Source organism: Microbacterium sp. A84 (genome assembly GCF_051842815.1).
Lineage (GTDB): Bacteria > Actinomycetota > Actinomycetes > Actinomycetales > Microbacteriaceae > Microbacterium.
In genome coordinates, this window is sequence record NZ_JBPXMS010000001.1 from 1277085 (window position 1) to 1301416 (window position 24332).

21 protein-coding genes are annotated in these 24332 nt (G+C 64.7%); 3 read left to right on the forward strand and 18 right to left on the reverse strand.

Annotation, left to right across the window (positions count from 1 at the left end; all coding sequences use genetic code 11):
* Positions 1-39 precede the first annotated feature (39 nt).
* The gene (locus ACSU04_RS06295) at positions 40-2514 is read right to left on the reverse strand and encodes an ATP-dependent helicase (RefSeq protein WP_439288791.1); all 2475 of its coding nucleotides are present in this window, start codon (positions 2512-2514) and stop codon (positions 40-42) included.
* Between the two features lie 78 nt (positions 2515-2592).
* On the opposite strand from ACSU04_RS06295, the gene ACSU04_RS06300 reads away from it, so the two are divergent.
* Complete coding sequence (locus ACSU04_RS06300) at positions 2593-2988, forward strand: YccF domain-containing protein (RefSeq protein WP_439283951.1); 396 nt, start codon at positions 2593-2595, stop codon at positions 2986-2988.
* A gap of 6 nt (positions 2989-2994) precedes the next feature.
* Here ACSU04_RS06300 and ACSU04_RS06305 read toward each other — a convergent pair whose 3' ends face one another.
* The 6 genes from ACSU04_RS06305 to ACSU04_RS06330 all read right to left on the reverse strand — a co-directional run bounded on the left by ACSU04_RS06305 (position 2995) and on the right by ACSU04_RS06330 (position 10158).
* Positions 2995-3423 carry a type II toxin-antitoxin system VapC family toxin gene (locus ACSU04_RS06305; protein ID WP_439288792.1) on the reverse strand — a complete coding sequence of 143 codons (429 nt, stop codon included), beginning with the start codon at positions 3421-3423 and terminating at the stop codon, positions 2995-2997.
* Positions 3420-3710, reverse strand: coding sequence for a ribbon-helix-helix protein, CopG family (locus tag ACSU04_RS06310; RefSeq protein WP_439288793.1), 291 nt, complete (start codon positions 3708-3710; stop codon positions 3420-3422). The genes ACSU04_RS06305 and ACSU04_RS06310 overlap by 4 nt, the downstream gene beginning before the upstream one ends.
* A gap of 101 nt (positions 3711-3811) precedes the next feature.
* Positions 3812-7039, reverse strand: coding sequence for a lamin tail domain-containing protein (locus ACSU04_RS06315; protein ID WP_439288794.1), 3228 nt, complete (start codon positions 7037-7039; stop codon positions 3812-3814).
* Positions 7040-7166: 127 nt separating this feature from the next.
* A complete protein-coding gene (locus tag ACSU04_RS06320; protein WP_439283957.1) occupies positions 7167-8189 on the reverse strand; it encodes an ABC transporter permease in 1023 nt (340 codons plus the stop codon).
* Positions 8186-9118, reverse strand: coding sequence for an ABC transporter ATP-binding protein (locus ACSU04_RS06325; RefSeq protein WP_439288795.1), 933 nt, complete (start codon positions 9116-9118; stop codon positions 8186-8188). Before ACSU04_RS06325 ends, ACSU04_RS06320 begins: the two co-directional genes overlap by 4 nt.
* Before the next feature lie 53 nt (positions 9119-9171).
* Complete coding sequence (locus tag ACSU04_RS06330; protein ID WP_439288796.1) at positions 9172-10158, reverse strand: glycerophosphodiester phosphodiesterase family protein; 987 nt, start codon at positions 10156-10158, stop codon at positions 9172-9174.
* A gap of 89 nt (positions 10159-10247) precedes the next feature.
* On the opposite strand from ACSU04_RS06330, the gene ACSU04_RS06335 reads away from it, so the two are divergent.
* Complete coding sequence (locus tag ACSU04_RS06335) at positions 10248-11153, forward strand: Bax inhibitor-1/YccA family protein (RefSeq protein ID WP_439288797.1); 906 nt, start codon at positions 10248-10250, stop codon at positions 11151-11153.
* Between the two features lie 144 nt (positions 11154-11297).
* Positions 11298-11570, forward strand: coding sequence for a GlsB/YeaQ/YmgE family stress response membrane protein (locus ACSU04_RS06340; RefSeq protein WP_439283965.1), 273 nt, complete (start codon positions 11298-11300; stop codon positions 11568-11570).
* Here ACSU04_RS06340 and ACSU04_RS06345 read toward each other — a convergent pair.
* The 11 genes from ACSU04_RS06345 to ACSU04_RS06395 all read right to left on the reverse strand — a co-directional run bounded on the left by ACSU04_RS06345 (position 11567) and on the right by ACSU04_RS06395 (position 24287).
* Positions 11567-12829, reverse strand: coding sequence for an RNA polymerase sigma factor (locus ACSU04_RS06345; RefSeq protein ID WP_439289434.1), 1263 nt, complete (start codon positions 12827-12829; stop codon positions 11567-11569). The genes ACSU04_RS06340 and ACSU04_RS06345 overlap by 4 nt on opposite strands.
* A gap of 20 nt (positions 12830-12849) precedes the next feature.
* Positions 12850-13278 carry a YciI family protein gene (locus ACSU04_RS06350; RefSeq protein WP_439288798.1) on the reverse strand — a complete coding sequence of 143 codons (429 nt, stop codon included), beginning with the start codon at positions 13276-13278 and terminating at the stop codon, positions 12850-12852.
* 140 nt (positions 13279-13418) lie between these two features.
* Entirely contained in the window at positions 13419-14747 is a 1329-nt protein-coding gene (locus ACSU04_RS06355) for a hypothetical protein (RefSeq protein ID WP_439288799.1), read from the reverse strand.
* A gap of 45 nt (positions 14748-14792) precedes the next feature.
* Complete coding sequence (locus ACSU04_RS06360; protein WP_439288800.1) at positions 14793-15299, reverse strand: RNA polymerase sigma factor; 507 nt, start codon at positions 15297-15299, stop codon at positions 14793-14795.
* Positions 15300-15456: 157 nt separating this feature from the next.
* Positions 15457-15978 (reverse strand): GNAT family N-acetyltransferase, encoded by a 522-nt coding sequence (locus tag ACSU04_RS06365; RefSeq protein WP_439288801.1) that lies wholly within the window; start codon positions 15976-15978, stop codon positions 15457-15459.
* A gap of 86 nt (positions 15979-16064) precedes the next feature.
* Positions 16065-16265 carry a hypothetical protein gene (locus tag ACSU04_RS06370; protein ID WP_439288802.1) on the reverse strand — a complete coding sequence of 67 codons (201 nt, stop codon included), beginning with the start codon at positions 16263-16265 and terminating at the stop codon, positions 16065-16067.
* Between the two features lie 161 nt (positions 16266-16426).
* Positions 16427-17812: a glycosyltransferase gene (locus ACSU04_RS06375; protein WP_439288803.1), complete on the reverse strand. Its 1386-nt coding sequence runs from the start codon at positions 17810-17812 to the stop codon at positions 16427-16429.
* A gap of 4 nt (positions 17813-17816) precedes the next feature.
* Positions 17817-19394 carry a glutamine-hydrolyzing GMP synthase gene (guaA, locus tag ACSU04_RS06380; protein ID WP_439288804.1) on the reverse strand — a complete coding sequence of 526 codons (1578 nt, stop codon included), beginning with the start codon at positions 19392-19394 and terminating at the stop codon, positions 17817-17819.
* Entirely contained in the window at positions 19391-19915 is a 525-nt protein-coding gene (locus tag ACSU04_RS06385) for a DUF3817 domain-containing protein (protein WP_439283977.1), read from the reverse strand. The genes guaA and ACSU04_RS06385 overlap by 4 nt, the downstream gene beginning before the upstream one ends.
* Positions 19916-19925: 10 nt before the next feature.
* Positions 19926-20048, reverse strand: coding sequence for a hypothetical protein (locus ACSU04_RS06390; RefSeq protein WP_439283979.1), 123 nt, complete (start codon positions 20046-20048; stop codon positions 19926-19928).
* Between the two features lie 132 nt (positions 20049-20180).
* Entirely contained in the window at positions 20181-24287 is a 4107-nt protein-coding gene (locus tag ACSU04_RS06395; RefSeq protein WP_439288805.1) for an ExeM/NucH family extracellular endonuclease, read from the reverse strand.
* Positions 24288-24332 lie beyond the last annotated feature (45 nt).

Consider the following 24332-nt stretch of genomic DNA (forward strand, 5'->3'; position numbering starts at 1 on the left):
CAGCGCGCGCGAGCACTCGGGTAGCGCGAGCCGTGCGGGCTACAGCTTCTCGATCGGGGCGATCTTGATGAGGAGCTTCTTCAACCCGGCGGAGTCGAAGCGTACGTGGGCTATGCGCTTCGCCCCCTCGCCGGTCACGGCATCCACTCGTCCCTCACCGAAGTCAGCGTGCCGGATGCGTTCGCCCACTGTGAGTTCGAGATCACCGTTGTCGCGTACCTTGCTGGTGACTGTGTTGGGGAACTTGTCCATCGATGTCGACAGAGGCTTGAGCCCGTCACGCGAGCCCAGCGGCTTGACGGCGAATCGGTCGTTATTGCTTGATCCACCGCTGCCGAAACCGCCGCCGCCGTAGCCACCGCCACGCCGCGCGTTGAGCGCGCGCGACTGCGAGCCGCCGCGAGAGTTTACGTCTCCGGGCGACTGGCGCCAGTCGACGAGATCGGCCGGAATCTCTTGCAGGAACCGGCTTGGCATGGCGACGGTCACCTCACCAAACTGTGCACGTGTCATCGCGAGAGACAGGTGCAGACGCTTGCGTGCACGGGTGATGCCGACGTAGAACAGCCGCCGTTCTTCCTGTGGTCCGCCAGGTTCCCCCGCCGAGATGCGGTGCGGGATGAGGTCTTCTTCAACGCCCGTGACGAAGACGGCATCGTACTCGAGGCCCTTTGCCGTGTGCATCGTCATCATCGACACCGACCCGGACTCGTCGTCCAGATCATCCGCGGCGGAGACCAGTGTCACCTCAGTGAGGAAGTCGATGAGCGTGCCATCGGGATTATTGCGTGCGAAGTCGCGAGCGACGGCGACGAACTCATCCAGGTTCTCGACGCGTGCCTCGTCTTGTGGATCGCGACTGGCCCGCAGCGAATCGAGATAGCCACTCTTGGCAAGCAGCAGGTTGAGGCCGTCGGCGACCACCGTGGGTGCTGGCACCTCGCCGGAGGCGGGCAGCATGAGTGCCGTCGCTTCCTTCAGCACTGCATCCAACTGACCGATCGCAGCCTGTATCTTCGGACCGACCCCGAGCTGAGCCGGAACCGACAGCGCTTCGCGGAAGCTGATCGCGTTGTCTTCAGCGAAGCGCGCGATCGCTGTCTCAGTGACGTCGCCGATGCCGCGGCGGGGTCTGTTCAGAACGCGCCGCACCGCCATCTCGTCTGCCGGGTTCGCGACCGAGACGAGGTAGGCGAGTGCGTCTTTGATCTCGGCGCGCTCGTAGAACTTCGTGCCGCCCATGATCTTGTACGGCACGGCCGAGCGAATGAAGATCTCCTCCAGCGCACGTGACTGCGAGTTGGTGCGATAGAACACGGCCATCTCGGAGTACGGCATGCCGGCTCGATGCATCGCGTCGACCTCGTCGGCGACGAACTGAGCCTCATCGTGCTGCGAGTAACCGGTGAACCCGACGATCTTGTCGCCTGCACCCTTGTCGCTCCAGAGCTTCTTGTCCTTGCGGTCGAAGTTGTTGCCGATCACGGCGTTCGCAGCCGAGAGGATGTTCTGCGTCGAGCGGTAGTTCTGCTCGAGCAGCACCACCTTCGCCCCGGGGAAATCGCGCTCGAACTCGCTGATGTTGCGGATATCCGCACCGCGGAACGCGTAGATCGACTGGTCGGAGTCGCCGACGACGGTGAGCGATGCGCCTTCCAATTCGGGCGCTGTTTCAGGTTCGAAGATCATCATGCCGTCAGAGGCATACGGGTCTGGCGCCGAGGCAGATACCGGGCGCGTCAGCTCGTGGATGAGCGAGTACTGAGCGTGGTTTGTGTCCTGATACTCGTCGACCAGGATGTGCCGGAAGCGCCGGCGATAGGTGTCAGCGACCTTCGGGAACGCGCGGAACAGGTAGACCGTCTGCCCGATCAGGTCGTCGAAGTCGAAGGCGTTGGCCTTGCGCAGGTTGCGCTGATAATCGGCGAAGATCTCAACGAACATCCGCTCGGCCGGGTCGCTCATATTCGCATCGCGCGCGTAGGACTCGGCATCCGCCAGCTCGTTCTTCAACTTCGAGATACGTGACATCACGGATGCCTGGGTCAACCCGTACGCATCGGCCTGATGTTCCTTGACCAAACGTTTGATCAGCGCGCGCGAGTCGCCGGAGTCGTAGATCGTGAACGCCTTGGTGAAACCGAACTGCTCTGCTTCGCGACGGAGGATGCGCACGCAGGCGGAGTGGAAGGTCGAGATCCACATGCCGCGGGCGGCTTCGCCAACGATCGCTGAGACGCGCTCTCGCATCTCACCCGCTGCCTTGTTCGTGAAGGTGATCGCAAGAATCTGGCTCGGCCACGCCTCACGGCCTCGCAGGAGCGAGGCGATGCGGCGGGTGAGCACGCTGGTCTTGCCGGAGCCGGCGCCAGCGACGATGAGCAGCGCGGGTCCGCGATGGGTCACCGCATCGAGCTGCTGAGGGTTCAGACCTGCAAGGAGGTCGTCCTGGTTTCCCTGCTCCGAAGAGTGAGGGCCAGCGGTTCCGGGGACAATGAGAGGGGCGTCGGTCATGGCTATTCGAGTCTAAGCGGCGGCACCGACGTTACTGTCCCTGGCGCGTTCCCATCCGCGGGTGCCACAATCATTCACATGCGCACGATCCTCAACATCATCTGGCTGGTCCTGTCCGGTTTCTGGCTGTTTCTGGGATACATGTTCGCCGGCATCATCCTGTGCGTGCTGATCGTCACGATCCCCTGGGGGATCGCTTCTTTCCGCGTCGCCGGTTACGCGCTCTGGCCGTTCGGACGCCAGATCGTTGACAAGCCGAAGAGCGGCGTGGGTGCGTTCCTCGGCAACGTGGTCTGGGTGATCCTCGCCGGCTGGTGGCTTGCCATCGCGCACATCGTCTCAGGCATCGCGCTGTGCGTGACGATCATCGGCATCCCGATGGGCATCGCCGACTTCAAGATGGTACCGATCTCGCTCATGCCGCTCGGCAAGGACATCGTTTCCACGCGTCGGGGACCGTTCGACACAAAGTGATGCGCGTCAGGTCGGCGGAACTTCCCAGCGCAGCCCGGGGAATCGCGCGAAGTCTCGGTCGAGGGTGACGAACGTGGCGCTGTGCTCGATCGCGACCGCCGCATGAGCGGCATCGCTGATCAGGTTTCCGCGCGCATCGGCACCCCTGCATAGTCCGGAGAAGATCTCCCAGTGCCGCGTCCCCGCGCTGATTCGTGTGACCCCTGGATGCTGGAGGAGCGCCTCGATCTGCTCGAGGGCAACGACGAGCGGCGTGGGCTCCGAGAAGATCCGCGGGTGGGTCGTAACTCGAACGAATCCAGAGATGACGGAATCCGCAAGACCGAGCTGCTCATCCGCATTCACGTGTTCCTGCAACCAGGGTGCCAACCACTCGTGCTCGACCGAGTCGTGCCGGTGGGCGTGGACAAGAACGTTCACATCGGGCATCTTCATGCACGAGCCGCCTGCTGAGCACGAATGCTCTTGACAGTGAAGTCGTCCGCGTCCATCAGGTCTTCGAGCGCGGCGTTGCTGTTGAGGTCGACACCAGGCTGCACCCCGCGAGCCCCGACCGCCGGACGGAAAGCCTGAAGCCGGAAGTCGGGCCTGGCTTCACCGTTCTCTGCGAGCGCCCGCCGCAACGCCTCTTCAAGGAAAGACGTCATGGTGCGGTTGTCGCGGCGGGCACGCTCCTTCACTTGACGATAGAGCTCGTCGGGAAGAATGACTGTGGTACGCATATGCCTGAGCATATCACCCTAAGTATATATATGCCTTTCAATTCGGATGCGACGACAGAGGCGCGAGGAACGATCGATTCCTCGCGCCTCTACCGTTGTTGTCAGGCCCGGTGTGTGCGGCGCCGCAGGGTCACTGCGAGCGCGCCCGCGAGCAGCAGCCCGAGCGCCAGTACGGCGCTGCCGACCGGTAGCTCGGAGCCTGTGGCCGCCAGCGCGCCGTCTGGATCAACCTGGATGTCCACCCAGCCGAGCAGGTCACCTGCCACCGAGTAGACCGCGATCCGGTGCACCCCGACAGAAGCATCCTTCGGGATGCTGACGCTGATCGAGGCCAATGCGTTCAAGGTTCCGTTGGCGAGCAATACCGGGTCGGAGTACATCCAGACAGCGACGTCCACGCCGGCGTGCTGCGCGGCGACCGTGATCGTCACGCGGTCGCCGGGCGCTGCGACAGCGGGGTCCACTGTCACACCACCCCGATTTCCGTCGACGAGATCGGCACCGGGCAGCGGCGGGGTCTGAGTTCCCGGGATGCCAGGCTCAGTCGGCTCGGCCGGCAGACCAGGCTCCGTCGGCTGACCAGGCTGACCAGGCTGACCAGGCTCCGCCGGCTCAGTCGGCTCGGTCGGTTCGGTCGGCTCGGTCGGTTCGGTCGGTTCGGTCGGCTGACCCGGCTCACCCGGTTCAGTCGGCTCGGCCGGCTCGGCCGGCTCGGCCGGCTCGACGACACCAGGCAGCGTGCCGGTGCGCAGCGCCTCAGAGGCGTAGCCATCGGCGAACCACCACACCGGGCGGTCACCGTCCACTGCGAGCGAGGCCGGCGCCGTGGCGAAGCCTTCGTTGTTGATGTCGGGCAGACCCGCCGGCGGAGCGAAGTGTGCGATGCCAGGATCAGCCGTTCCGTTCAGCGTGATCTGGGCTGAACGCCCGTGGCATCCGTCGTCACACACGGCCCACAGCACGCCAAGAACCGAATCGTAATCCAGGCCCATAACTCCGGCGAGCCCGGGATCGATCGTCGAGACGAGCTGCGCCGAGCCATCCGCGGCGAGCGCGAAGGCGAACACCCCGCCGCCGTCCTCAACCGCAACGAAGAACAGGCCGGCTCCCGAGTACGCCGCCGGATCGTAGGCCGCCTGCGCGTTGTCGTCGAAAAGCTTGCCGGCGAGCACCTCATCCGATACCCATTCGACCGCCTCGATGCCGAGGTTCGCACCGACTGCAGGAAGCAAACCGGTGAGGTCCCACTCGTTCAGCGCGATGAGATCGCCCTCTGACGAGTCAGGATCGACCTGCAGCACCTTGTTCTGGTTGACGCCCTTCACGCTGTTGTCGCGCTCGGATGCCACATAGACGAGGCCGTCACCGTCAACGGTGATGCCTTCGGTGTCAGGACCGGCTGCGTCGGGCGCATCCGCATCCTTCTGGAAGCGCACGCGCTTGCCGTCTGCCCAGCCTTCGACGAGCGTGACCGAGCCATCGGCCGAGGCCTCAAGCTTCCAGATGCGTCCTTCGCCGTTGTCGACGGCCCAGAGGAATGCACCGTCGGCAGTCTCCTGGATGTCGAGTCCGGAGCTGTCCTCCAGGAAGGTCGGCACGGTGTCAAGCACCCGCACGTCTGCGGAACCGGGCCACAGCGAGACCGCAACCTCTCCCACGCACACGTTGGCCGCACCAGGAGTGGACTCCGCAGTCACGGCAAAGGGACCGTTGGAGTCGGGGCATCGGCCCCAGGTCGTGGCCGCATGGCCCTCGCCCCACGAGGTCGAATCGACCAGCTGGTCGCCATCGAAGACGCGGACTGTGTCGTCCTTGCCGATTCCGAACCCGAGCGCGTCGAGCACGAGGTAACCGCTCGCCGGGATGCTGGTGCCTTCAGAGATCACGTGCTCGTGCGAGTCGTCGTCATCCTTCACGACGATGCCGGAGACGTCGAGTGCGGCGTCGGTCGGGTTGACGAGTTCCACCCAGTCGGGCTCACCGTCGGATTCGACCTCGTTGATGCGAACCGGGTTCCCGCAGGCGTTCCGGATGCCGGGTGTACCCACGGCGACGTCGACGAAGTCGCCCGTGCCATCCTCGCAGCGCGCCCAGAATCCCTCTGCGTGGCTGGCGTAGGCGTGCTCCGCGACGGTAAGGCCATCCGCGTTGCGGATGGTGACCGTGTCACCGTTGCCGAGACCGAACGTGAAGTGATCGGTGCCGTTGAAGACGAAGTACGCACCGGGCTCGATGATCGTGCCCTCGGCCAAAGGGTGCACATCCGCGGCGTGACCGGCCGCGTCGTTATCCATCAGGGTCCAGCCGGAGATGTCGATCGGCGTGGTGCCGGTGTTGACGATCTCGGCCCAGTCTGGTGCACCGTTCGAGTCGATCTCGTTGATGGCAATCGTCGGCGGGACGCAGTTGTTAGCCGCACCGGGTGTCGCATACGCGAGAACGAAGGTGCCGACGCCATCGAGGCAGCGCGCGAGTGTGGCCGCGATCTCGTCACCGTCGATGTTGGCGTGGCCTTCCCATGCGCCGGTCCGATCGGTCAGTGTGCCGGCCGAATCGAAGAGGCGGATCTCGTCGGTGCTGCCGATGCCGATCGGGGCGTCGAATCGCGTGAGCTGTCCGTCGACCATGCCGAGCGAGGAAGCCTCGACCACGAGGAACTCGCCGCCCGCAATCAATGTGTCGGCCTGGAACGCCCAGCGGTGATCGTCGGAGTTGTCGCGGATCTCGTAGCCCGAGATGTCGAAAGATTCGGTTCCCGGGTTGTACAGCTCCACCCAGTCGGCAGGCCCAGAGTCAACCTCATTGAGCACGATTGATCCGGGGACCGTCGGTACCGTGCAGTCGTTGGCAGTGCCAGGCGTCGCCGTGGTCGCGTGCGCCCACTCGCCCGTACCGTCGGGGCAACGTGCGAAGGTCGCGATCGGTGAAGTGTTCTCATAAAGGTAGGAGTCGATCTCAGCACTGTCGGCGTCGTACAGAACAACTTCATCACCCTTGCCCAGACCGAAGTCGAAATCGACATCGGTGACGAGCATCGCGAACCCGCCGGGCGCGAGCGTCGTGCCGTCAGCGAAGGGCATGCTGAATCGATCACGTTTGTCGTCAGAGATCGTCCATCCCCCGATCGCAACGGTCTCGATGCTGGCGTTGTAGATCTCGACGCGGTCGGTGTAGCCGGAGATCTCGTCGTAGATGATCTCGTTGAGGACGACACCCGAGGCGGGTGTCTCAGGCTCAGCGCCGAGGGCAGAGGTGGGAACAGCGAGCAGCAGAGCAGCGCTGAGTGCGCACACCGCTGTCGTCGCGAGTCCGCGTTGCAGGCGGGACATATGACTCCATGGTCAAGAGGCGGACGGGATACGTCCAGACCATCGAGTCGCGCTTAAATCTCCACGTCGGCACGGTGTACGCGAGGTGAATAGCCGCTGTCCGGCAGCGCCGGGCTGCGCCGACGGCTCAGGCGATGCGTGTGCCCGGCGGAAGCATCCGTGCCGGTGTGCGCGTGCGCGCCCATGCACCGGCGAACAGTCCGCCGGCGATTACGATCTGGATGCCGAGACCGACGAACCAGCTCGGCACGCTGTTGTTGATGACTTCCTCCGCCGTGGGTGTGGCGTCGGGCCCCATCGGCGCGCACTCATCCCAGCGATATTCCGTGGGCGACTGCTGTGCGCTGCGCAGACCGTACTTGATCTGGCCGAACAGGTCGACGGGCCATCCGTTCGAATCGAACACCGTCGGGGTGGCATCCGCCAGAACCACGAAGGGGTTGGCTGCGAGCGCCCACCAGACTCGATCGAATCGGGGCGTCTCGTAGGTACTGGTCTCCCACCGTTCGCAGTCCACGTTTCCGGCGTTGTCGTAGGGTCGGTGGTAGCTGGTGGCCTCGCTGCGCAGCGCCGTTCCGCCCAGGCCGAATGCGATGAGCGTACCGATCGTCAGCGCAGCCACGACGAGATAGGTCGCGGCCACGGAAAAGAGCGGGCGGGCGATGAGCCCGCTCAGCCCCACACCGACGGCTGCGACGATGATGATCTCGGCGGCAAGCACGAGCAGCGACACCGCAAAAGTCGCCGGGCGTACCCCGCCTCCGAACAGCGAGACGGCCAGGAACGGCAGCGCGACCAGCAGGAAGACCCCGCCGGTAGCGACCGCCGCGAGAAGCTTGCCGATCATGATGTCGCCCGTGGATACGGCCGTCACCTGCACAGCGGCCAGCGTTGCGGCCTCACGATCACCATTGATCGCATTCCCGCTGAGTGTCGGAGAGACGAGCACGACGAGCAGCAGCACGACGTTGACGACGATCGAGTAGACCCCCGCGCCGGTCGCTCCGTTATACGAATACACCGCGAAAGCAAGACCGGTGACGGCGAGCAGAATCACGGCGAAGATCCCGAGCAGCACGTACCAGCCGACGCTGCGAAGGCGTTGCATGAGTTCCAGACGGGCGACAGTTCCGATATGCGCGATGGTCATGATCCGGCCTCCGTCCGTGGCAGATTGAGGAACGTATGCTCCAGCGCGCTCTGCGCGGGCGCGAACTCGCTCACCGCAAGACCGGCTTCGACCATCCTGCGCAGGCCATCGGCCGCAGCCAGCTCAGTATCGAATCCGACAAGCAGAGCGGTTCGGTCTACGCCAAGCGACTCCGGTGCCATGCTCAGCGCTGCGGCCACCCGCCCAGCGTCAACACGCAACTGCGACTCCACCGAGCCGGCGAGACGAATACGCCAGGCGCGGACCGCGGTCTGCGACGGCGCGGCATCGACAACTGATCCGGCAACGAGGAACACCGCGTCGTCGATCACCTCCTCCAACTCGGAGAGGATGTGACTCGAGATCAGCACCGTGCGCCCTTCGCCTGCGAGTCTGCGCAGCAACACACGCAGCTGCACGCGTGCTTCCGGATCGAGACCGGATGCCGGCTCATCCAGCAGCAGCACCTGAGGGGCGTGCACGAGCGCGCGGGCCAGGCCGAGTTTCTGCTTCTGTCCGCGCGAGAGCACCTTCGCCGGCGCATCCGCAAGCTCGGCGAGACCAACCAGCGTCAGAAGTTCAGCGGCACGCGCCTGCGCCACCGGCCTGTCGATGTCATAGAGCCGTGCGGTCATGACGATCGTCTCCCGTGCAGTGAGGGAGGGCCAGGCGCCGAGGGCGTCCGGCATCCAGCCGAGCTGGCGACGTGCACCCAGCGGATCGGCGAGCGGGTCGATGTCCCCGATGCGGATCGTTCCGGTATCAGGCGCGAGCAGGGATGCCAGCATCAGCAGCAGCGTGGTCTTTCCTGCACCGTTCGGACCGATCAGGCCCGTCACCCGTCCCGGCGCCGCCTGGAAACTCGCGTCTCGGACAGCCTGCACCGTACCGAAGGATCTGCTGACACCATCAGCGACGATTCCACTCATGCCGTCAGTCTGGCATCTCGGCGATGCCGCGTCTCAGGACTCGCGGCAGACGCTCAGCCGCGGAAGAACGCCACTCCAAGATCGGGGTGATCGACGAAGACCCCATCCACGCCGGTGCGGGCGATCACGGCCCACTCCGACTCGTAGTCCCCGAACGCCGGTTTACCGCCGTCGCCGCGGAACTCCGCCGAGAGGAAGGCGTTCTCCGGACGCGCAGTCCATGTGAAGACCTTGAGTCCCCTGGCGTGCGCATCGTCGACGATCGTATTTCCCTTTGCCAACAGCATCCGCTTGTTGACGCTGATGCCGTCGACCTTGCCGACCAGACCATCCAAGCCGTGCGGTGTGACCGTCGCCTTGTAGGTGGCCGCCTGGCGACCGTGGGCGACCAGCTGGTCGTAGGGGCGGCCGGATGCCTCGATCAGGTAGATGTACGACGCGGCGATGCCGTGTGCCCGCAGTTGCGCGAGCACCGTGGACTCAAACGCCTCGATGACGAGGGGCAACTCCCCTTCGGCCCATCCTGCCTTCTTCAGATCTCGCACGATCAGCGGCACCAGATCGAGTCCGATGCTCTCGAAGTACGTGGCGTGCTTGATCTCGAGCACGACGCCGATCTCACGCCCGTGCTCAGCAGAACCTGCGCGCACGAGATCGAGCACGTCGGTGAGCCGAAGGACGCCCTGCGCTCCGTCGAACGAGGCACTCGACGTCCGCAGCGCGGGGACCCGTTCGCGAACGCGCAGCGTCGCGAGCTCGTCCCAGGTGAAGTCCTCGGTGAACCAGCCGGTCAGCGGCTGCCCATCGATCCGCTTGGTCGTCTTGCGATCGGCGAACTCAGAGTGATCCGCGACATCCGTGGTAGCGGAGATCTCATTTTCATGTCGAACGACGAGTACGCCGTCCTTGGTCGCGACGATATCGGGCTCCACAGCGTCCACGCCCATGGCCAGCGCGAGCTCATACGACGACCGACTGTGCTCCGGACGGTAACCAGGGGCGCCCCGATGACCGATCACGAGGGGAAACTTCCTGGGCATGCTCTCAGCGTAGAACACGCCATGCCGAGAGATCGCCCGGTATCGTGGAGGAAAGCGACCTATATACCCCCTCGGAGTGAGGCCCACCAATGAGTAATTTCGCATTCAACAATCCGGCGTTCAAGCAGCAGGATCCGCGCAATGTCGCGACCTACCCGGGTGGCCCGCAGGCCGCGCAGGGGGCACAGGCCGCGTCTGTAGCGCACGCGGGCATGGATGCCGCAGCAAACGCGCAGCTCGAGGGCATGTACGCCGCTCCCCCGGCCGGCGCCATCGAGACGGACCGGATGACCGTCGAGGACACCGTCTGGAAGACCGCAGGTCTCTTCGCCATCCTCCTCGTCACGGCCGTCGTTGGCTGGGTCTGGACGCTCAGCACGCTTCCGGCCACCGGCCAAGCGAACATGCTGCCCATGATCGTCGGCGCGCTCGGCGGATTCGTCCTCGCGATGATCATCGTTTTCACCTCACGCAAGAAGATCCGTCCTGCACTGATCTTCGCCTACGCAGCACTTGAGGGTCTGTTCGTCGGTGGAATCTCGGCGTTCTTCGAGACCATCTACCCCGGCATCGTCATGCAGGCGACTCTCGCGACGGTCTCCGTCGTCGGCGTAACGCTCGCGCTCTTCGCCAGCGGCAAGATCCGCGCCTCCAAGAAGATGACGAAGATCTTCATGATCGCGATGGTCGGCTACCTCGTCTTCTCCGTGCTGAACATGGTGCTCATGTGGACCAATGTTCTCCCGGCCGGCCAGGAATTCGGCCTGCGCAGCATGCCCATCATGGGCATCCCGCTCGGGCTCATCCTCGGCGTGCTGGTCGTCTTCATGGCCGCGTACTCGCTGGTGATGGACTTCGACCAGATCCAGCAGGGTGTGCGCAACGGCGCTCCTCGCAAGTACGGCTGGCTCGGCGGCTTCGGCATCATGGTCACCGTCGTCTGGCTGTACGTCGAGATCCTGCGTATGATCGCGATCGTCCGCGGCAGCAACTGACCGCGTCGCGCTGATCTACAAAGGACCTCGTCTCTTCGGAGGCGGGGTCCTTTGCCATATCCGCGACACGCGCACAAGGGTCTGGTATTCGCTTGTGCAAAGGAGCATAGTTACGTCACCGCACAACGAAAGGGGATTTACATCATGAGTTTCCTCGCATTTCTTCTCCTCGGATTGATCGCCGGCGCGATCGCCAAACTGATCCTGCCTGGGAAGCAGGGCGGCGGCTGGTTCGTCACATTGCTCCTCGGCGTCGTCGGAGCAATTCTCGGCGGCTGGCTCGGCGGATTGCTCTTCAACGTCGACATCAACGAGTTCTGGAGCCTGTCCTCCTGGGCTCTCGCAATCGGTGGCGCGATCATCGTGCTGCTGATCTACGGTCTGATCGTCGGCCGCGGTAAAAAGGTCAGCGACTAGACCGACCCGGAGGCTTTTGCCTCCAGAAGGGCGCGCTCCCTGTCGTTCCCCGCGAGTCTCGCGGCGGTGGCGAACTCAGAGCGCGCCTCTTCTCTGCGCCCAAGACGCAGCAGCATTTCCCCGCGGGTTGCCGGCAGCAGGTGGTAGCCCTTGAGAGCGTCGGATGCCGCGAGTTGGTCGATGATGCGGAGGGCAGATGCCGGACCAGTGGCCATTGCGACAGCGACTGCCCTGTTGAGTTCGACGACTGGCGAGGGCGCGATGCGTCCGAGTGCCTCATAGAGCACAACGATCTGTTCCCAGTCGGTGTCATCGATGGAGGCCGCGACCGCATGGCACTCGGCAATTGCGGCCTGCAGCGCATAGGCAGTGCGTCCGCCACCGATTGCGTCGGCTTTGGCCAGCGCCGCCCGGCCGCGGGTGATGCGACTACGGTCCCAGCGCGATCTGTCTTGGTCGGCCAGGAGCACCGGCTCGCCCTTCGCATCCACCCTGGCAGGAAAACGCGCGGCGGTGAGTTCCATCAGAGCCAGCAGGCTGTGAGCATCGCGCTCTTTCGGCACAAGCGAAGTGAGTACGCGGGCCAGACGGATAGCCTCGGCGCTGAGTTCGGGGCGCATCCAGTCCGAGCCGCTGCTCGCCGCGTGCCCCTCGTTGAAGATCAGGTACAGCACGCCGAAGATCGCGCTCAGTCGTTCGGCATACTCCTCGCGCGGCGGCACCTCGAAGGGCACATTCGCCGCCGTCAGCGTCTTCTTCGCCCGGACGATGCGCTGCTGCACCGTCGCGACCGGCACCAGGAATGCGCGGGCGATCTGCTCGCTGCTGAGGCCAGCGACGACACGGAGCGTCAGAGCCACGCGGGCTTCGCGAGCGAGCACCGGATGGCACGAAACGAAGACGAGCCGCAGCACGTCGTCGTCGATGACGTCGGGATCCCAGGGGTCGGCATCCGCGGCATCCGCCTGCTCCCGTTCGAGGTCATGAGCGATCCCGGCGATGCGGTCGTCGTAGCGTTCTTGGCGGCGCCATCCGTCGATCGCTTTGCGCTTGGCTACGGCGGTCAGCCATGCCGCCGGGTTGCGAGGCACACCCTCGACGGGCCACTGTTTCAGCGCATCGATGAGCGATTCCTGGGCGAGGTCTTCGGCGAGGCTGAAGTCTCTGACCAGGCGAGTGAGCGTCGCGACGATCTTGGCCGATTCGATGCGCCAGACCGCGGCGATGGCGCGCTCCACTTGCTCGATGGAGTGCGCCATCGCATCGCGTGTCGGATCGCTCACGACGCCTGCGCGCGCTTCGCCTGTTCGCCGCGCATGATCTCTTCCTTCTGGATCCACTCGTTGTCGGCCGGGAAGTCCGACGCATCGGTCACACGACGCACCTCGAGGAAAGAGCCGGGGCCGAGCGGGGCACGGCCCGCCCACTCCGCGGCCTCTTCACGGGTGGAGACCTCAATGATCCAGAAGCCGTTGAACAGCTCCTTCGTCTCGCCGTACGGGCCGTCTGTGATGAGGGGTGCCTCTGCCGAGAAGTCGACGACGAAGCCTTCTGCGGCGTCGGTCAGGCCCTCACCCGCGAGGAGGACACCTGCCTTCGTCATCGACTCGTTGTACTTGCCCATCGCCTCGATAACCTGCTCGAACGGGACGTCCTTGTACGCCTCTACGGCCGCGTCGGTCGCTCGCATGATCAGCATGAACTTCATGATTTTTCTCCTTCAATCGCGGGGTCGTTTTCGACCCTCTCACTGAAGACGTCGAACGGGAAGAGTTCAGATCGACAACCTCCGCAAAAGTTTTTCGATCTGCGGAATCGTGCTGCGTTGCGTCCAGGACTCTTGTCGTTCTAACCCCGCGCGGTCGTTGTCGTGTCGAGTTCATCTTCTGCAAGCGCGACGACGCTCCATACGGTGTCGTCGGCTGCGGTGAACTCGTACGTGGGAGCTAGATATTGCTCACCGTTCTCGCCGTTGAGCAGTGCAAGTCCCAGTCGTGCCGACACGATCTCGTGTTCATCGATCCTCCATGGCACTGCGGATCCGGCATCGGGAACCCTGGCCGGAGCCGTGGGCGGTATGTATTCACCGGGGTCTGCGATCTGGTCTGGCGCCGAGACGAGTCGCGGTGAAAATGCGGGATCGTTGAGGCGCGCCGCCGCCTCTGCGGGGCTCACAATCGGGTACTCGCCGAGCGAGACCACCTCCCCAATCGGACCGAATGCATTCATGATCCCTTGCGCGGAGACGGTGACATACGCCACGAGCTCGGTCACGTTGTTCTCCACGATCCTGGCCGCCGTCGCCGTGACGTTTCCTCCCGAATCATCGGGCGTCAGGGTGATCTCAACGGCATCGTCATCGACGCCGATCGCGGCGAGGAAAAGAGAGACGGAATCGTGCACCAGCTCGTCAGAAGGCAATGGCGTGTCAGCCATACACCTGATCATCTCCTGGCCGAATGCCCATGTGCCGTCATCATTTCGCTTTTCGCGGCCATGCAACGCGGTGGCGGCGTCTTCGCAGACCACCACGCGATCGGGGATGCCACTGTTGAAGCTCGCTGTCCCCCACACCGACAGATCGAAGTAGGCACCCGAATAATCGCCGCGGACCCATCCACCACCGAACTCGTTCGCCCGCACTTCCCCCGTGACGCCGAGCACACTCGCCATACGCGCAGCATCCTCCGCCGAATATTGCACGCCCGCATCGACGGCAAACACCTTGGCGTGCGACGGAGACGGGTCAAAGGCAGGCACGATGAAGCGATGACGGTTGGGATAGCCCCACCAGCCGAACCCGGGCATCGCGTTGGCTTGAACTCCAACCTGGGGTTCGACGCCATCCAGCTCCGACCCGTTGCCTGTGCCGTCACCGAGTTCGATGGGCGCTGCCGGGTCATTCGGCGCCCCGGTCTCCACCGCAAGCAGTACCGGCGCCGGGCCGAAGTGGATCCCGCCTGTGCCCCAGATGTAGCCGCCACCGATCGCAGCGAGGACCACCCCCGCAGCAGCGATCGGCATGAGCCATCGGCGCCCGTGCCGGACCGGCACTGTGCGGTCGGCAGCGGGTATGCCGGCGACCCGAGCACGCAGCGCAGCCGAGGCGACGGCACCCTCGGCCGGATCCGCGGCCTGTACCGCGCGAATGTCATCGTCAGCGAATGGTTCGTGCATGGTGCGCCCTCGTCTCCTCACAGCATCCGTCTCACTTGGTCAATGTCAGAGCGAGCCGCGATCTTGCATCAACGGCGTCCACAGCTCTCGCAACCGACCCCGAGCACGCGAAAGAGCAGCCTGCGCGCCCGAGCGAGAGATCCCGAGTGCCTCGGCGAGTTCGGTGCCCGTCAGGCCCTCCCACGCGTGCAGGAGCAAGATGTCACGGTCACGCTCCGACAACCCGGCGAGAGCCCGCATGAGCTCATCGCGGTCGGCGATCCGCTGCGCATGGTCACCATCGATGGGCGCATCCGTCAGGTGAAGCGGGACAACGTGTGCCCGGCGCCGATGGTTAGCGAGCACATAAGCCGCCGTACGATACAGCCAAGGCAAGATCCACTCTGCGGGAATATCGTCACGTCGACGCCACGCGATCTCGAACACCTCGGCAGTCAGATCGTCGGCATCCTGCTTGACTGCACGCCGCAGAAAATAGCGATAGAGCGAATCAAGATGCGCCGCGACCTCGGAGGTAAACCACGCCTCAGCGTCGTCAGGTCGATGGCCCATGACACTCCTCACGACGGGGCCGACGGCTCCGCTCACAAGGGATATGTCGGGTATGAGCCGATTCTTGCAGAAGGGCCGTGAGTGCGGGGATCCGCAGACCAACGCGACGCTTCCTGCGCGAAGCTTCCCTGCGTGCAGTCCGTCGCCGCCAACCGAGCTACGGGACCAGGCCGCTGTCCGCATACAGGATCCAGTGCGCGCCGTGAGCCTCGCCGTCCAGGTCGCTGCGGCGGGTGAGGCCGAGTTTCTCGGCCACGCGCACAGAAACCGCGTTTCCAGGCAGCATCCTCGCCACGGTCAGCTCATCGACCAGGGGCGTCGCTGAGCGCGCAATGTCCAGAGCGTGCCGACCAAGATCGGCCGCGAGTCCCTTTCCCCAGAAGTCGGGGAGGAGACGCCAGTAGAGATTGATGACCGGCATATTGAGCCAGAGATCACGTCGAGCGCCGCAGATCCCGGCAAGTCGGTTGCCCTCGAAGGCCAGTTCGTAGCCGAAACCGTGATCCATCCGGTGTTGCAACCAGTTCTCGAGCATCCTCTCGCTCGCAAGGAGGTCCGGTGAGGCGCCCAGTGGATTGTGCGCATTCGTCATCGGATCCCTATGCAAGTCGTGCACCAGGGCGGCATCCCCGCTCGACAGTGCACGGAACCAGATCGAACCGGCCGCACCATCTCGCATCTCTCGACCTCCCGTGCGCTCTCGCAGGCAAGCATCATCCCAGTCTGGGCCCGCGCCCGCAACCTCATTCTGAGGGCTTCGATGAGTTACTCCTCGCTGCTGTTTTCGTGGGCATCGAGGAGACTTCCGACCACGATCCCGACGAGGAGTCCAATACCTGCCCCAAACGCGAGGTTGTCTACCATAAGCCCCAGCGCAGCGCCGATGAAGAGACCGAGCACGAGGCCGTACCCGACCCGGCTTCCCTTCGGGTGCCGATCTTGCTCCGTGTCCTCGTTACTGTCCATGTCCAGAACACTACGTCGCGCTTGAACACATCCGCTGCCCGAGAAGAAGCACATGAAGCCTCCCGGCTGCTCGCAGAACAGCACTAATTGCGCAGGGATTGCCGAGAAATCTGCGAGATTCGTGTTGTTCTGCGAGATCCGTGCACGCGAAAGAAGAGAGCTCAGCGCCCAGGGCGCGACACAGGGGCACTGAGGGCATCCCGTACCGCAGCGCCGAGCGCCGCCATGGATGCTGCCGGATCCATGGTCGCGGCAGCTGAGCGCGCTTCGGTGGCGAGGACGGTCCGGCGATCACGGGCGCCGATCACTTCGATCAGTGCGGATGCGAGAGCATCAATGTTGCCGTCGGGCACGAGGATGCCACCGCCCTGGGCAAGGGTGTCCCCCGGGCCGTATGGCATGTCATAGGACACGACGGGAACGCCGTGTCCGAGCGCTTCGAGCACGACCAGCCCCTGGCCCTCGTTCGCGCTCGTCAGCACGAAGGCATCCGCTTCGCTCCACGCATCCTCAAGATCAGCCATGTGCCCGTGGAGGACAACATCCTTGGAGACGCCATGCTCAACGCTCAGCCGTTCCAGCGCGTCGCGCAGACCTCCCCCGCCATACACATGCAGCCGCGCCGACGGCACGACTTGACGAACACGCTCCATCGCGCGGATCGCATGGTCGACGCGCTTGCGAGGAATGAGCGAGCACATCATCGCCAGGCGACCCGGCACAGGATCGTTCGAACCGGTGACCGGTACCGGGTGCGGCACGACCGCAGACCGGATGCCCGACCCGATGCGCCGTTCCACATCCGCCTGCTGAGAGGGAGTGAGCCAGAGCACGCCGTCGAAGCGATCGGCGATAGCGAGCCACCGCGTCCAGGCGGCATCCATCGGTGAATCCCAGTGATACGGCGCCTGCACGTGGCAGGCGTGCGTGGCGTGCAACACACGCACCGCAGGATGCAGAAGCGGAGCCGCATCGGCGACGAGCAGCTCGCCAACCTGACGCGCCTCGCAGATCACAACCGGGGCACCATCTGAAGCCGCGGTGACGGCGTTCACCCATGCCCGGTAGAGCGCCCCGAAACCAGCCAACGAACCGATGGGCCCGTCCGCATCCCAGACGATGACCGGCGCTTCACTCAGATGCCAGTTCGGGTCGCCGGCGATGACAGGAAGCTCCAGCACCGTGTGCCCGGCAGCATCCAAAATGACGCGTCGCTCACCAACGTCGCCGATGCCGTCCGCGCCGAGCAGAACAGCCGCGGCACGCAGCCACCCGGAATCTGCTCTGGCATCGTCGAAGAGATTGCGCAGCTCGACGCCATCCGGCAGCAGGCCGCGGCGGCGCCACTCGGCACGGTGCGCGTCGTGATCCTCAGCGGTTCCAGGATCTACGGTGAGAACGCGGACGCGTGCACCGGCCGCAGCCATATCCCGCGCACGACGGAGCACGGCGATTGTGAAACCGCCGTCCAGATCGGGGATGAGCCGGCTGGCGAGTACGAGGTACTCAGCATCCGGCAGCACGGAACCGTCGCTGGCTCCGCTCATAGTCCTACTCCCACTCGATGGTCCCCGGCGGCTTGGACGTGACATCCAGCACCACACGGTTCACGTCGCGCACCGAGTTCGTGATGCGATTGGAGATCCTCGCCAGCACGTCGTACGGCAGGCGGGTCCAGTCGGCCGTCATCGCGTCTTCGCTGGAGACCGGGCGCAGCACGATCGGGTGTCCATAAGTGCGACCATCGCCCTGCACACCCACTGAGCGAACGTCGGCGAGCAGCACAACGGGGCACTGCCAGATCTCGCTGTCGAGACCAGCCTTGGTCAGCTCCTCGCGGGCGATGGCGTCGGCCTCGCGCAGAATCTCGAGACGGTCAGCGGTGACCTCACCCACGATGCGGATGCCGAGGCCTGGCCCCGGAAAGGGCTGCCGCCCGACGATCGCTTCGGGAAGACCCAGGTCACGGCCAATCTGGCGCACCTCGTCCTTGAAGAGGGTGCGCAGCGGCTCGATGAGCTCGAAGTCGAGGTCTTCCGGAAGACCGCCGACGTTGTGGTGCGACTTGATGTTCGCTGTTCCGGTGCCCCCACCGGACTCGACGACGTCAGGGTACAAAGTGCCCTGCACGAGGAACTTCACCGGCTCGCCGGAAGCCTTCGCTTCAGCGACGAGATCCAGCTGCACCTTCTCGAACGCCCGAATGAACTCACGGCCGATGATCTTGCGCTTCTGCTCTGGATCGCTGACGCCCTTTAGGTGGCCAAGGAATGTGTCTGCGGCATCCACCGTGATCAGGCGCACACCCGTGGATGCGACGTAGTCGTTCTCCACCTGCTCGCGCTCGCCCTTGCGCAGGAGACCGTGGTCGACGAAGACGGCGGTGAGCTGGTCACCAATCGCCTTGTGCACAAGCGCCGTCGAAACAGCCGAGTCAACGCCGCCGGACAGCGCCGAGATCACGCGAGCCGAGCCGACCTGCTCGCGGATGCGGGCGATCTGCTCTTCGATGACGTTGCCGCTGTTCCAGTCTGCGGAGAGGCCCGCAGCCTTGTGCAGGAAGTTCTCGATGACGGCCTGGCCGTGGTCGGAGTGCTTGACCTCGGGGTGCCACTGCACACCGTAGAAGCACTTCTCGGCACTGCCGAACGCGGCGACAGGAGTGTCCGCCGTGGATGCGAGCACCTCGAAGCCCTCGGGCGCCTTGGCGACCTGATCACCGTGACTCATCCACACGTTTTGGGTGTTCGGCAGTCCGCCGAGCAGCACGCCACCGTCGCCGGTGAGCGCAGCATCCGTCGCGCCGTACTCGCGAAGGCCAGTGTTCGCGACCTCGCCACCGAGTGCGCGCGCCATGACCTGGAAGCCGTAGCAGATGCCGAGAGTGGGGATGCCGAGATCGAAGATCGCGTTATCAAGCGCGGGTGCGCCCTCTTCGTAGACCGATGACGGCCCACCGGAGAGAATCAGTGCGACCGGGTTCTTCTCGCTGATCTCTGCAGCACTGACCGTGTGCGGCACGACCTCGCTGTAGACGCCGGCTTCGCGCACGCGGCGCGCGATGAGTTGTGCGTACTGGGCGCCGAAGTCGACGACAAGGACGGGACGCTGGGCGGTGTCGGCGCTCATCGCGCTGCCTCCTGGGATTGTGCAGATGCGGCTTCTGCAGCGATTGCTGCTTCGCGGGATACGAGATAGGCGTTGACCTCGCGCGAGACCTTGATCTCCATGACGAAGGAGAGGGCCGGGATGACACCACCGAGCGCGAGCGTGATGAAGCGGATGAACGACCAGCGCATCAGGCTCCACAGACGGAAGATGGCGAACAAGTAAAGAACGTAGAACCAGCCGTGCGCGACGAGGATCAGCAGTGAGAGGTTCGTGCCATCGCCCACCGAGATGAGTTCACAGCCCATGCCGCCCGGGACGAAGAGCGAATACCACTGGCATCCGTCCCCCACGATCACGTCGGCGAACCAGAGCAGACCACCCGATCCGCCGGCGAAGAGCTCGACGTGGATGGGGCTGTACTTCAGGATCATCTCGGTCAGCAGCAGAAGCAGCATGACGCCGGTGATGATCGACGCAACCTGGTAGAACTTCAGCGCCCCGCGGATCTTCGGGAAGGAGGCAGCTTTCGGTTCACGCATGAAGTCCATTCTACCCGGGGTCTGCAGCAGTCTCGGTCACGCGTAGGGCGATGGCCTGGTCGCGCTGACCAGGCCAGATTACGCGGATGCCGCTCGCGCTCAGCTGCAGGCCGAGCTGGGCGGTCAGCCGCACCCGGTGCCTTCCTCTGGGAGCGGGCTGCCCGATCCTGGTGAACCTGTCGAGGTGGCGCAGGTGGTCGCCACGCCACGAAGGCCGTCGGGATCACTCCCGACGGCCTTCATACTCACGCGAGCTGCGCTGCGTTTACTCGTCGGCGTTCTCGTCCACGCGGCGACGGCGACGGAACACCAGGAACCCGACACCGAGCAGCAGCAGGACTACTGCCATGACGATGTACGGGGTGGAATCCGCACCGGTCGTCGGCAGCTGACCGCTGCCACCGGGCGCCGCAGTGACGGTCAGCGTCGCAGTGGCTTCCGCGCCGTTCGGCTGAATCGCCGCGAGAGTGTGCTCGCCGGCCGCGGTATTCTTCGGCACGGTAATGGTGGTGCGGAACGTGCCGTCATCTGCGACGGTCACGGCACCGACCTGCACCGGCGTGGATCGCAGCTCCAGCACCAGCTCGAGGCCGGCGTCGAAACCTTCACCGCTGACGTCAACCGTGCCACCGGCTGCAACCGAGGTCGCCCCGAGAGTGATGTTGCCCGGAGCCGCAGGCGCATCAGCGAACTCGATCGGCACCTGCACGCTCGTACCCGACGCGGCGGTCGCGACGGTGAGCATTTGCGCGCCGAACACGTCCTCCGGAACGGTGAATGTCAGGCTGGCACGACCCGCTTCGTCGGTGGTGTCGACGATCGTGGAGTCGACGGCGCCAGTGGCGAGCACGGCGTCCCCCAGCGAGACGGTGGCGTCGCCCGGTTCTGCTTCTCCGCCGCTGAACGCCAGCGATGAGAGGTCGATTGTGACCTCTTCACCGGCGCTGAATCCGTCGGCGTCCGCTGCGCTCACCGTCACACCAACCGCGCGCTGTGCGAGGTCAGGCGTCGCGGTGCCGTTGGCGTCGAACCACTCCACCATCGAGGAGAGGTCGATCTTGCCGGTATCCGCCCTGTTCGTGCCTTCAGCCAGTGTGAAGAAGTTATCTCCACCCGTCGCGAGGAACGAGTTCGCCGCCACGAGGTATGACGCCGCTAGGTCGATCGCCTCGCCGTTCAACGTGATCGAGGTGATCCGCTCCCCTGCCGCTGCCGTCGGGTCATAGGTGTACTGCAGACCCTCCGAGACGCCGAGCTTCAGGAACGGACGACTCGAATCCGCCGGCTGCCACTGCTCCTCCAGCACGCTCTTCAGCTGCGCACCGGTGAGGTCGAGCGTGACGAGCGTGTTGGCGAATGGTTGCACCGTCGCCGCTTCGCGGAACGTCACATTGCCGTCGGCGTCGTTTCCTCCAGACGAGGCGAAGGTCAGGTCTGCACGGATACCACCGGGGTTCATCAACGCGATGTCTGCCCCGGTCGACCACTTGTGCACATCGGCGACGAAGTTGCCGACTGTAGATTCGCCACCGCGGTTCTCTGAACCGTCGCTCTGACGTGCCCGGTTGAAGTCGGCGGTGATCTCACCCACCGGCTCAGCTCCCAGCACGTCCGCCTCGGCGGTTGCCGCATCAACGATGTCTTGCACACTCTGAACCGCGGGGTACAGCGCGACGTCGTCTTCGGTGAGTGGCTTGATCTCGTTGGTGATCGAGATCAGTTCCTTCGACTTTGCGTCGACCTGCAGGTTCATCAGCCCGAAGTTCTCACCGTACTGACCCGCCGAAACGACCGGGCGGCCGTCGATGACGTGGTTGTATGCGAGGTGCGTGTGCGCGGAGACGATCGCGCTCACACTGTCATCGACACCGGCGACGATCTCGCCGAGTGCAGATTCCGGTGTGATGCTGGCGATGTCGGTCGAGGTCGCACCCTCATGCACAAGGAGAATCAGCACGTCGGCTTCGCCGTTCGTGGCATCCCCGTCGGTGAGATCGTCGGCGACGGCATTCACCGAGTCGACGATGCTGCGCACCTCGAGATCGGCGATACCCTCCGGCGAGACCAGCGAGCCGAGCTCCTCCGTCACGGCGCCGATGAAGCCGACATTCACGCCGTCCATCTCGGTCACCCATGCCGGAGCGAGGGCGGTCTCACCGGTCTCGGTGACGAACACGTTCGAGGAGATGTACTCCCAGTCCGCACGGTCCTGCACGCGGTCGCGCAGGTCTTCCCAGCCCTGGTCGAACTCGTGGTTTCCGGCTGCGCTCACATCGAGCCCTGCCGCGTTGAGCGCATCAATCGTCGGGTTGTCATCAGCGATGAACGAGGTGAAGGTGGATGCGCCGATGAGGTCACCGGCCGCCGCGAACACCGTGTTCGGGTTCGCGTCGCGCACGGTCTGCACCGCTCCGGCAAGAACCGCAGCACCGGCAGATGCACGATCCGCCTCGATGCGACCGTGGAAGTCGTTGATCGTGACGATGTCGATACTCACCGGCGGAATCTCACTGGAGACTCCGACGATCACCGGGTCATGGTCGCTGGATCGGAACGGCGTGCCGGACTCGGCAGCACCGAAGGCATATCCGCGGTCGCTCCACTCCGGAGAGTTGATCGTCCAGACGCCGGTGCCGGTGACCGACGCAGCGAGCGATGGCGAGGCGATCGCGTGGTCGAGCGAGCCGAGCTCGCCGTCGTACGTGTACGTGTACTGGCCTGCGGCGTGCGCCGGCACGAGGTCGGTCCAACCCGCCTGGGCGAAGACGTTGATCGGGTCTTCCTGCGCGTACGCATTGAAGTCGCCGAGCAGCAGGATGTCATCGCTGCCGCTGGTCTCTGCCAACGTCTGCGTGAAGCCGAGCAGCGAGTTCGCCTGCGCGACGCGGTCGGAGTTGAAGAACCCCTGGCCGTCAGCGGGCTCATCTCCACCGTCTTCCGGCGGTGACTTCGACTTGAAGTGGTTGGCGACGACCGAGACGAGCTTGCCGTCGATGTCGAAGGTCTGCGCGATGGGCTCGCGCGCGTTACCCCACACGGTCTCATCGACGACGGTGGCGCTGTCGCCGACCGGGGTGACGGCATCCGTCTTGTAGATGATCGCGTTGGTGATGACATCCGTCGTGGCGGTGTCGACGAGCGCGGCCGGAGTCGGCACGTACGCCCACACGTCCGCACCTGCCGCGGAGTTGAGTCCCGCGACCAGGTCAGCGACGGCGGTGTCCACCGGCTTGCCGAAGTGAATCGAGTTCTCGATCTCCATCAGCGCGACGACGTCTGCCCCCAGCCCGTTGATCGCGGTGACGATCTTGGATTTCTGGATCGCGAACTTCTCGGAGTTCGCCGCGCCACGGGCTTCCGAATTCTCGCTGCCCAGGGTCGTGAAGTAGTTGAAGACGTTGAATGCTGCGATCTGCGCATCGCCGCCGACTTCGGGGGCCGCATCGCTGCGCGGATTCTCGGCTGTGAACGTCGCCTTGTACATCGCGCCGCTGGAGTCGTCGATTGCCATCACCGGCTGCAGCCGCCAGTCGTCGAAGCCGTACTGCAGCACATAACCGGTCTCTGCGAACGCGACGAGGTCGCCGTTGCGCACGGTCGTGCCGGTTGTGAAGTACGGTTGCTCGCCCGGGTGCGCGTTGCTGACGACCTGCGAGTTCCAGCCATCGTCGAGCAGGATGCGCTCGGCACGGTTCTCATCGGCGATCGCGTCGGCATCGGTGCCGGGACGAGTGGTCTCGGTGCTCTTGACGTTCAGCTCGCCAGGGTTCAGCCAGAGCGTGCCGAAGTTGTAAAGCTGATGGCTGGATGCCAGCCGGTAGGTGCCGGTGGGCGCCACCAGCATGTTCTCGTAGGCCTCGCGGTCTGCACCGATGACGGTATCGGGAAGCGGGGTGACAGCAGGAACGCCGACTCCCGCAGTGATCACGGCGACTTCTTGCTCCGTCGAGGGCGAGATCTGGGTCTGTCCGAAGTTCTCGGTGACGATGCCGGTAACCGAGACGAGATCGCCGATCTCCAGCGTGGGGGCCAGCAGGTCAAGGAATACGAAGATGCCGTCGGATGCTCCGGGTGTGGCATCCGTGTCTCCACCGCTGCCCGCGGTCTGGATGGAGATTCCTTTGTAGCCGCCGACGCGGTAGTCGCCGGTGACGATGCCCTCGACGGTGACGTTCTGACCTGCCAATGGCGACGACGCACCCGTGCCTTGCACTTCGGCGATGGTCTGCTCGGCCCCGTAGGCCGGGGCGACCACCAGCCCGCCGAAGGCGAGCGCTGCAGTCGCGGTGGCGGCGAGTGCCGCAAGGCGTCCTCGTCGGTGTGGGTGGGACGATCCGATGCGTTGCACTGCACCGACAGGGACGGACATCATTCGGTGGTTCTCCTCGACGTCGACAGGAAAGACTTCGCACGCCAT